9 protein-coding genes are annotated in these 9,166 nt (G+C 65.0%); 2 read left to right on the forward strand and 7 right to left on the reverse strand.

All coding sequences use genetic code 11. The features are described from left to right. A partial coding sequence (locus Q8N40_RS07760) for a benzoate-CoA ligase family protein (protein ID WP_305711403.1) occupies positions 1–1,426 on the forward strand: 1,426 nt, incomplete at its 5' end. A 77-nt stretch (positions 1,427–1,503) separates the two neighbouring features. On the opposite strand, the gene Q8N40_RS07765 is transcribed toward Q8N40_RS07760, so the two are convergent. The 3 genes from Q8N40_RS07765 to maiA are packed head-to-tail and all read right to left on the reverse strand — an operon-like array spanning position 1,504 to position 3,831. Then, positions 1,504–2,700: a 3-hydroxybenzoate 6-monooxygenase gene (locus Q8N40_RS07765; protein ID WP_305711404.1), complete on the reverse strand. Its 1,197-nt coding sequence runs from the start codon at positions 2,698–2,700 to the stop codon at positions 1,504–1,506. Beyond that, the gene (locus Q8N40_RS07770; protein WP_305711405.1) at positions 2,700–3,209 is read right to left on the reverse strand and encodes a MarR family winged helix-turn-helix transcriptional regulator; all 510 of its coding nucleotides are present in this window, start codon (positions 3,207–3,209) and stop codon (positions 2,700–2,702) included. The genes Q8N40_RS07765 and Q8N40_RS07770 overlap by 1 nt, the downstream gene beginning before the upstream one ends. Beyond that, positions 3,199–3,831, reverse strand: coding sequence for a maleylacetoacetate isomerase (maiA, locus tag Q8N40_RS07775; protein ID WP_305711406.1), 633 nt, complete (start codon positions 3,829–3,831; stop codon positions 3,199–3,201). The genes Q8N40_RS07770 and maiA overlap by 11 nt, the downstream gene beginning before the upstream one ends. 119 nt (positions 3,832–3,950) lie before the next feature. Between maiA and gtdA the strand changes: the two genes are divergently transcribed. Continuing rightward, positions 3,951–4,991 (forward strand): gentisate 1,2-dioxygenase, encoded by a 1,041-nt coding sequence (gene gtdA, locus Q8N40_RS07780; RefSeq protein WP_305711407.1) that lies wholly within the window; start codon positions 3,951–3,953, stop codon positions 4,989–4,991. Positions 4,992–5,149: 158 nt separating this feature from the next. On the opposite strand, the gene Q8N40_RS07785 is transcribed toward gtdA, so the two are convergent. The 4 genes from Q8N40_RS07785 to Q8N40_RS07800 all read right to left on the reverse strand — a co-directional run. After that, positions 5,150–5,986, reverse strand: coding sequence for an ABC transporter permease (locus Q8N40_RS07785; RefSeq protein WP_305711408.1), 837 nt, complete (start codon positions 5,984–5,986; stop codon positions 5,150–5,152). Further along, entirely contained in the window at positions 5,979–6,752 is a 774-nt protein-coding gene (locus Q8N40_RS07790; RefSeq protein WP_305711409.1) for an ABC transporter ATP-binding protein, read from the reverse strand. Before Q8N40_RS07790 ends, Q8N40_RS07785 begins: the two co-directional genes overlap by 8 nt. Positions 6,753–6,868: 116 nt before the next feature. Beyond that, entirely contained in the window at positions 6,869–7,885 is a 1,017-nt protein-coding gene (locus Q8N40_RS07795; RefSeq protein WP_305711410.1) for an ABC transporter substrate-binding protein, read from the reverse strand. 29 nt (positions 7,886–7,914) lie between these two features. Then, the coding region (locus Q8N40_RS07800; RefSeq protein WP_305711411.1) for an FAD-dependent oxidoreductase at positions 7,915–9,166 on the reverse strand (1,252 nt) is incomplete at its 5' end.

Below are 9,166 nucleotides of genomic sequence, written 5' to 3' on the forward strand. Positions count from 1 at the left end.
GGGACACGGCTTTATCTCGCTCGGATTGCAACGCGGCGACCGTATCCTGATGTTTCTCGACGATACGCCGGCCTATCCGGCAGCGTTTTTCGGCGCGGTGCGGGCGGGCTTCGTGCCGCTGCTGATCAACACGCTGACGCCACCGGACCTGCTGCAGTTTTACCTCGCGGATTCCGGCGCCGCCGTGGCCGTGGCCGACGCTGAATTCTGTTCCCGCTTCAATGCGGAGGCTTGCAAGGACACGGCGTTGCGCACGCTGATTGTGGTCAATGGCGCCGCGTCCGATCACGCCGCCGCCAGTACCAATATCGCCGAAAGCTGGTTGCCGGCGTTTCCCGCCGAGCTTGCGGAGGCTGATACCGGCCGCAACGAGATGGCGCTCTGGATGTATTCGTCGGGCTCGACCGGCCGTCCCAAGGGCATCGTCCATCTGCAGCACGACATGGCCTACAGCGAGGCCGCGTTCGCCCGCAACGTGCTGAAACTCGCGCCCGGCGACATCTGCTTCTCGGTCCCGAAAATCTTCTTCGCCTATGGCTTCGGCAACTCGATCACCTTCCCGTTCGCGGCGGGCGCCACCACGCTGCTACTGCCAGGCCAGCCCAGGCCCGCTTCGATCTTTGCCGCGATCGAGGGTTTTCGTCCTTCCGTCTTCTTCGGATTACCGACGCTCTACACGTCCCTCACAAAGGCCGACAATGCGGCCGCGACGGATTTCTCCTCGCTGCGGATGGCGCTGTCCGCCGCCGAGGTGCTTTCCGCCGAAGTTTTCAATGGCTGGAAGGCGCTGACCGGCCTCGAAATCGTCGAAGGGCTGGGATCGACCGAAGTGCTGCACATCTATCTCTCCAATCGCCCGGAGCAGAAAAAGCTCGGCGCCGCGGGCCTGCGCGTGCCCGGCTACGAAATCGAGCTGAAGCACACAGACGGCCACCTCGTCGGCGACAACGAGGAAGGCATTTTGTGGGTGCGCGGCGATTCCAACACGCCGCTGTACTGGAACCGGCCGGACAAATCGGCCGAGACCATCCGCGAGGGCGGCTGGATCTACACCGGCGACCGTTTTGTGCGGGATGCCGACGGCTTCCACTTCTTCCGCGGCCGCGCCGACGATCTCATCAAGATCTCCGGCCAATGGGTCTATCCGCTCGAAGTCGAACTCTGCCTCGCCGAGCATCCAGCCGTGCGCGAGTGCGCGGTGTTCGCGGCGGAACTGCCGGACCGCCGCATGACGCTGGAGGCCGTGGTGGTGATGAACGAGCGCGGATTCGATGCGGCGGAAACGACGAGGCTGCTGCAGGACTTCGTGAAGGCGAAACTGCTGCCGTATAAATATCCGCGTGAGATCAGGTTTATCGACGAGCTGCCGAAGACGGGCACAGGGAAGATCGACCGACAGGCGTTGTTGAAGATCCAGAGTAGCTGACCCGCGCCAGCGCGCTTTTCTTCTCCCCTCCCCCCGCGAAGCGACCGCAAGCGGTGGGGAGGGGAGCAGGAAGTGCCCTACGCCGTCAACCCCGTCCCGCCATACAGCCACTCCAGGTCGCCGTAATAATCCTGTGAACTCTTCGCGCCCATGATGGCGTTGCGGAGGCGGGCGTGGTCGCCGTCGGGATGATAAACGTGTTCGCCGATGGCGCGGGATTGCAGCTGGATGCGGGCGGTGCGCTCGAAGCGCTGCGAGCGATAACGCTCCAGCGCAGCGGTGTGATCATCGGGATATTGCCAGAGCATGTGCGACAGGCACACCGCGTCCTCCAGCGCCATGCAGGCGCCCTGCGCGAAATATTGCAGCGTCGGGTGCGCGGCGTCGCCGAGCAGCACGACGCGGCCGTCGATCCACTTCTCCTGGGGATCGCGGTCGCACAGCACCCAGAGCTTCCAGTTCTTGCCGTGGCGAATGATCTCCCTGGCGCGCTCATGGACATGGGCAAAGCCGCGCATCACCTCGTCGTCGGAGACGCTCTGGCCCGCGACCGGCGCCGGCGCGTGGTTGTGATAGGTGACGACGAGGTTGAACACCTTCCAGCCCGACAGCGGGTAATGCACGATGTGGCATTTCGGCCCCGCCCACAGCGTCGCCGCATTCCAGCGCAGATCTTCCGGCATCTCCCCGGTCGGGATTACCGAGCGATAGGTGGAGTGGCCCGACACCCGCGGCGGACCGTCGGCCGCGACCGATTTGCGGATGTTCGACCACAACCCGTCGGCGCCGATCAGCAGCGAACCCGTCACGCGCGCGCCGGAAGCAAGATGCGCCGTCACCGACGCGCCGTCCTGATCGTAGCCTACAACTTCCGAGCTGACGCGCAATTCGATCAGCGCATGGTCCTGGCAGGCTTTCAGGAAGACGCCATGCAGATCGCCGCGATGCACCACGGCATAGGGATTCCCAAAGCGCGCGCGAAAGGCATCGCCGAGATCGACATGGGTGATCTCCTCCGCGGTCAGCGCATCCATCAGCCGGAGCTGATCGATATAGACAGCCATGCCGCGCGCGGCCTCGCCGACGCCGAGATAGTCGAAGGCGTGGAAGGCGTTGGGTCCGAGCTGGATGCCGGCGCCGATCTCGCCGAGCGCCGAGGCCTTCTCCAGCAGGATCGAGGCAATGCCTTTTTGCGCGAGACCCAGCGCGGCGGCGAGGCCGCCGATGCCGCCGCCCGCGATCAGCACGGGCTTTTTGTTTCCCGCCGCCGCCATCAGCCCGATCTGCCCAGATGTTCCAGCGCGTCCTCGGCGCGCAGCGGCACCCGCGAGGCCTCGTTGTTGAGATCGACCAATTGCGTCAGCAGCGCCAGCAACGTCTTGCGGTCGGCCGGTTTCAGCCGCTGCAGGATCCGCGCCTGCGCGCGCTCGACCGACGGAATGATATCGCGCAGCAGCGCGGCCCCTGATTTGGTCAGATAGAGCAGCTTTGTTCGCTTGTCGCCGGGCGAGGGTTTGCGCTCGATATAGGCCTTGGCCTCCAGCCGCTCGATCACGCTGCCGAGCGTGGAGCGGTCGAACGCGATCACGGCGGACAGCCGTGTGGCATCGATGCCGGGATGGGTGCGGATCGAGACCAGCGAGGCATATTGCACCGGCGTCAGGTCGTAGGCCTTGCACTCCTCGACGAAGATCGCCACCGCGATCTGCTGCATCCGGCGGAACAAATAGCCCGGCGCGGTATAAACCGCGTCCATCGTGATCGGGTCGGATTTACTCGGCATCGGCTTGCTTGTCCGGGGCGGCGTCTGCGAACGCCTTCATGGCCTGCGCCGCCGCCTCGGCCTTCAGGAGGCGCGGATAGGCAGAGACGTCGACGCCGAAGCGGCGCGCGTTGAACAGCTGCGGCACCAGGCAGAGATCGGCGATGGTGGGCGCTTCGCCAAAGCAGAACGGGCCGGGTTCATCCGCGATCAGGGCTTCGCAGGCAGCCAAGCCCTCGCGATTGGCCCACGCCGCCCAGCCCGTCACCTGCTCCTCGGGCAGGCCGAGTTCGCGCAGCCGCGCCAGCACCTTCAAGTTCTGCACCGGATGGGTATCACAGGCCAACGCCTGCGCAAAGGCGCGCACCTTGGCGCGGCGCAGCGTATCCTTCGGCAGCAAGGCCGGCTGCGGCTGGGTTTCCTCCAGCCATTCGATGATGGCGAGCGACTGGGTCAGCACCGCACCGGTATCGTCCTGCAGCGCCGGCACCAGCCCCTGGGGATTGAGGGCGAGAAAGGCGGGATCGCGCTGTTCGCCCTTGCGAAGGTGGTGTGACAGGTGATCGGCGTCCAGCCCCTTCAGATTCAACGCTATTCTGACCCGGTAGGACGCGCTGCTGCGGAAATAGCCGTGCAGCTTCATCGAAACCTCCCTGAAATCTTCTTGTTGGTTGCAGTGCGCCGTTGACGCTATCCATATTGTAAGTATGCTGTCAATCGAGACGACCAAAGCCACTTGAATGAGAGCCCCGGGAGGCCGTCATGGAAGCCGTACAGAAGACGCCGGAACGCGAGGCGTTCTACAAGAAGATCGACGGCGAGAACCTCTCGGCGCTGTGGAACGTGATGGGCGACCTGATCACGCCGGAACCGAGGAGCGCCTGCCGGCCGCATCTGTGGAAGTTCGACGCCATCCGCGACTACATGACCGAAGCCGGCAGGCTGATCACCGCCAGGGAAGCCACAAGGCGGGTGCTGGTGCTGGAAAACCCGGGGCTGCGCGGCCAGTCGAAAGTCACGACCTCCCTGTTTGCCGGCGTGCAGATGGTGGTGCCGGGCGACGTCGCCCCGGCGCATCGCCACAGCCAGTCGGCGCTGCGATTCGTGCTCGAAGGCCATGGCGCCGCTACCGCCGTCGATGGCGAGCGCTCGCTGATGGAGCCCGGCGATTTCGTCATCACGCCGTCGATGACCTGGCACGACCATTCCAACGAGACTTCCGAGCCGATGTACTGGCTCGACGGGCTCGACATCCCGATGGTGCAGTTCTTCGACGCGTCCTTTGCCGAAGACTCCACGGAAGACCAGCAGAAGATCACCCGTCCCCCCGGCGACAGCTTTGGGCGCTACGGTCACAATCTGCTGCCGGTCGACGGCAAGCGCAGCTCAAAGACCTCGCCGATCTTCAACTATCCCTACAGCCATACCCGCGAGGCGCTGGAACAGGCCAAGGCACGCAACGAGTGGGACGCCTGCCACGGACTGAAACTGAGATTTTCCAATCCCGAGACCGGCGATTTCGCGATGCCGACCATCGGCACGTTCATTCAACTGCTGCCGAAGGGTTTTAAAACCGCGCGTTATCGGTCGACGGATGCCACCGTGTTCGCCGCGATCGAAGGCAAGGGCCGCACCCGGATCGGCGATCAGACCTTCGAATGGGGTCCGCGCGATCTGTTCGTGGTGCCGAGCTGGCAGTGGGTCACGCATGAAGCCGACGTCGATTCGGTGCTGTTCAGTTTCTCGGATCGGCCGGTGCAGCAGAAGCTGGATCTGTTCCGGGAAGACCGCGGAAATGCGTGAGGATTGCTCGCTGCGCCCCCTCTCCCGCTTGCGGGGGAGGGCTGGGGTGGGGGTGTCTCAGCAAACACCGGCGCGAACGGAGAGAGCTTCCCCCACCCGCAGCGCGCTTCGCGCGCGTCGACCTCCCCCGCACGCGGGAGAGGTAAGCGAGCTTGATCTCACCGCCAGTGCAGCAACCGCGTCTCCAATAGATTGATCAGCTTCCCCACCGCGAGCCCGAACAGCGACAGGACAACGACTCCGGCCAAGAGCTGATCGGTCTGCATCAGATTCCCCGCCTGCAGCACGAAGGCGCCGATGCCGAATTGGGCGCCGATCATTTCGGCGCTCACTACCAGAAGCAGCGCCACCGAGGCGCTGATGCGGAAGCCGGCGAGGATCGAGGGCAGCGCGCCCGGCCAGATCACCCGGCGCACGATCGAGGCGAACGGCACGCCAAAACTCTGCGCCATCCGGATCAGATTGCGCGGCACCGCATCGACGCCGCTATAGACCGAGATCGCAGTAGAGAAGAACACCCCGAGCGCGATAGTAGCGATCTTCGGCTCCTCGCCGATTCCGAGCCACAGGATCAAGAGCGGCAGCAGCGCGATCTTCGGAATCGGAAACAGCGCCGAGATGAAAGTGATGCCGACGCCGCGCGCGAGACTTGAGAGCCCGATAGCGAAGCCGACCGCGACCCCGGCCATGGTGCCGAGAATCCAGCCCGCCCCGATCCGCACCACCGACGCCGACACGTGATTCCACAGCGCGCCTGACAGGGCGAGCTTCCAGAGCGCCAGCGCGATCGCCGATGGTGGCGGCAGGAAGAGGGGATTGACCCATCCGGCGCTGCCGGCCAGCTGCCACAGCCCAAGCACCAGCACCAATGCGATCCAGCCGGAATAGCGGCCGGCCTTTGGCGCGAATCCCGCGCCGCGAAAGGCGACGGGCCGCGCTTCGGCGTTGATATCGGCGGGCGGCGAGGCCGCTTGCTCCCCGGCGCGGTCAAGCATGCTGGACCTCGCGCTCGGCTTCGACCGCCTGTTCGCGGATCAGCGACCACAGATCGCTCTGCAGCGCCAGCAGTTGCTCGCGGGCATGGATGTCGCCGCGTTCGCTGCGGCTCAGCGGAATGGTGACGACCTCGCGGATGCGACCAGGGCGCCGCGACAGCACCACGATGCGGTCGGCGATACGCACCGCCTCTTCGAGGTTATGCGTGACATAGACCGCACCCATCGAGCCATCGGCGAGCAGGCGGATAAAATCTTCCATCAGCAATTCGCGGGTTTGCGAATCCAGCGCCGACAGCGGCTCGTCCATCAACAGGATCGCCGGCCTCACCCCCAGCGCGCGGGCGATGCCGACGCGCTGCCGCATGCCGCCGGAAAGCTGCCTGGGGTAGGCGCCGCGGAAATCCGACAGGCTGGTGCGGCGCAGCGCGTCGTCCACCACCGCACAGCGCTCACGCTCGGAAAGATTCGCATGCAGCAGCGGGAATTCGACATTCTCCGCCACGGTGCACCACGGCAACAGCGCAAAATCCTGGAACACGAAGGTCAGCGGGTTGCGGCTGTCCGGTGGCGGCGCGCCGCGCCATTCCGCCTGCCCCGCGCTTGGCTGCAACAGTCCGCCCAGGATCGACAGCAGCGTGCTCTTGCCGCAGCCGGACGGACCGACGATCGCCACCACCTCGCCGGAGCGCAACGTGAACGAGACGTCGTCGAGCACTTCGAGCGCGCCGAAGCGGTGGCTGATATGGTGTGCGATCAGGTCCATCTCTACTCCGTCATTCCGGGGCACGCGTCAGCGTGAACCCGGAATCTCGAGATTCTCCGGTGCGCAATTGCGCACCGTAGTTCGATGCTTCGCATCGCCCCGGAATGACGACTTGATCAATCCGCCTTGACGAATTCCTTCGCGATGATCGCATCGACGCCAACTCCCTTGTCGACGAAACCCTGTTCCTGAAGCCACTCGATCTGGTTGGCGACGTTCCTGACGTCGAGCTTGCCGTCCGGATCGATATAGGCGCAGTTGCCGACCACCTGCTCGACCGGCAGGTTGGTGTATTTGGCGATGATCTCCAGCAGCGGCCTGGTCTTGTCGTTGATGTCGGCCTTGCCGTCCTTGATCGAGGCCAGGATCACATCGTGATATTCGCGGTCGGCGCGGGCCAGTGCCGCCAGCAACTTCGTCACCAGCGGCTTGTTGCCGAGCGCTTTCGGCGAGGCAAACACGGCGCCGAGTTGCCACGGCGTTTCGTCACCGACCCAGCCCAGCAGCCTGGCGCCGCCATCGTCGATCAGCTTGCGCGCGGTCGAGACCGGCAACAGCGCGGCATCGACGGTCTCGCCCTTCAGGGCGGCGGCGGCATTCGACAGCGACTGCATCGGCAGCACCTTGATTTCGGCAAGCTTGAAGTTGTATTTGTCGGCCAATAACCCCAGCGAATAGTGGAAGCTGGAGCCGGTCTGCGTCACCGCGATGCGCTTGCCCGCGAGATCCTTCGGCGTCTTCAGGCCACCCGCATGGGCGTTGTTGCTGGCGAAATAGCCGATCAGGGGATAGCCGGCCTTCTCGCGGCTCATGCCGCCGATCACTTTCAGCGCGCCCTTGCCGGCGAGATTGTAGAGTCCGGCCGTGAAGGCGGTGACGCCGAAATCGACATCGCCCGACGCGGTTGCCACCGCGATCGGCTGCGCCGCATCGAAGAACTTCAGCTCGATCTCGAGCCCGGCCTCCTTGAAATAACCCTTGTCCTGCGCAATTAACACCGGCGCCGATGACGACAGCCGAAGCACGCCGATTTTGGCTTTCAACAGCTCCTGGCAACGGCCTTCGGAGGAGGCGGCCACCACCGCCGTCAGTGCCATCAGGCCCGCCACTGCGAACCGCGCCAATCCGATCATCCCGTTTCCTCCGTCTGTATTCTCTATTATTATAGCCCTTCGGGCACGGTCTGGTCCCGCCCGATAAACGCACCCTGCTGCTGCAACGCTTGTTGCAACTTTTCCACCGCGATGTCGCGCGGAATCGTGTTGCCGCCGAGCGCCAGCGCCGCCGCGGTCCCGGCCGCCTCGCCCATGGCAAAGCAGGCGCCGGAGACCCGCGCCGCCGACTGGCCGTCATGAGTCATCGAGGCGCAGCGCCCGGCCACCAACAGATTGTCGATGCAATCGGGCGTCAGCATCCGGTACGGCAGCTCGTTGAAGCCGCGGGATTCCGGGATCGGTGGGAACCTGAAAATGACATCACCGGCGACATGGGACTCCATCGGCCAGCCGTTGACGCCGATGCTGTCGTCGAACGAGGCGCAGCCAAGCACGTCGTCGCCCGACAGCATATAGCCGCCGATCACCCGGCGGGTTTCGCGGATGCCGAGCTGCGGCGGCAGGTCGACGATGTAGGATTTCTCGAACCCCGGCACCGTGCGCAGGAAATTGAACGCGGCGACCGCCTGGCGGCGGCCGTCGATTTCGCCGCGGGTGAGATCGTCGGGCTCCAGCCCGTTGATCGCGGTGCCGTCCTCGCGCGACAGCTGGGTGAAATTGACCCGCCATTCGATTCCCGAGCGCTGCGGCCGCACGATCGCGGCCTTGCGGGGAAAATGATGGGTGCCGGCGGCCTCGGCGGCTTCCATCAACGCCGGTATCGTCCGCCAGGCGTCGCCGGCCGTTTCCGGATCGATGCCGTTGAGCCGGAACATCATCGAGGGATAGAGCATGCTGCCGGCGTTGTCGCCCACCTCGAACCGCGCCCCGGCCCAGGCCGCAAGATCGCCGTCGCCGGAGCAGTCGATGAATATCTCCGAGCGCACCGCCTGCCGCCCGGCTTTTGTTTCCACCATCAGCGCGTTGATGCGCGTCTCGTCATGCATCACCACGCCGGCGCCGAGCGCGTGGAAGAGAATGTCGACGTTGTGAGCCGCCAGGAGATCGTCGGCCGCGATCTTGTAGGCCGCGGTGTCGTAGGCCTGCGCGAAGATCTTGCCGAGAATGAGATGCGGCGCATTCAGCCCGCCCAGATGATCGATCCTCGCCAGCAGATCGGAGGCAACGCCCTGCACCACCCGGTGCATCTCGCCATAGACATTGGCATGCAGCCCGCAGAAATTCGTCACCCCCGCCGCCGTCCCCATGCCGCCGAGAAAGCCGTAACGCTCGATCAGAAGCGTGCGCCGGCCGGCGCGC

Source organism: Bradyrhizobium sp., assembly GCF_030693485.1.
Taxonomy (GTDB): Bacteria; Pseudomonadota; Alphaproteobacteria; order Rhizobiales; family Xanthobacteraceae; genus Bradyrhizobium.

What these genes read in the sequence shown, in the direction of transcription:
- Q8N40_RS07770 (WP_305711405.1), bottom strand. Translation starts at nt 3,209, where the DNA reads ATGCCGAGTAAATCCGACCCGATCACGATGGACGCGGTTTATACCGCG.
- Q8N40_RS07785 (WP_305711408.1), bottom strand. Translation starts at nt 5,986, where the DNA reads ATGCTTGACCGCGCCGGGGAGCAAGCGGCCTCGCCGCCCGCCGATATC.
- gtdA (WP_305711407.1), top strand. Translation starts at nt 3,951, where the DNA reads ATGGAAGCCGTACAGAAGACGCCGGAACGCGAGGCGTTCTACAAGAAG.
- maiA (WP_305711406.1), bottom strand. Translation starts at nt 3,831, where the DNA reads ATGAAGCTGCACGGCTATTTCCGCAGCAGCGCGTCCTACCGGGTCAGA.
- Q8N40_RS07765 (WP_305711404.1), bottom strand. Translation starts at nt 2,700, where the DNA reads ATGGCGGCGGCGGGAAACAAAAAGCCCGTGCTGATCGCGGGCGGCGGC.
- Q8N40_RS07795 (WP_305711410.1), bottom strand. Translation starts at nt 7,885, where the DNA reads ATGATCGGATTGGCGCGGTTCGCAGTGGCGGGCCTGATGGCACTGACG.
- Q8N40_RS07790 (WP_305711409.1), bottom strand. Translation starts at nt 6,752, where the DNA reads ATGGACCTGATCGCACACCATATCAGCCACCGCTTCGGCGCGCTCGAA.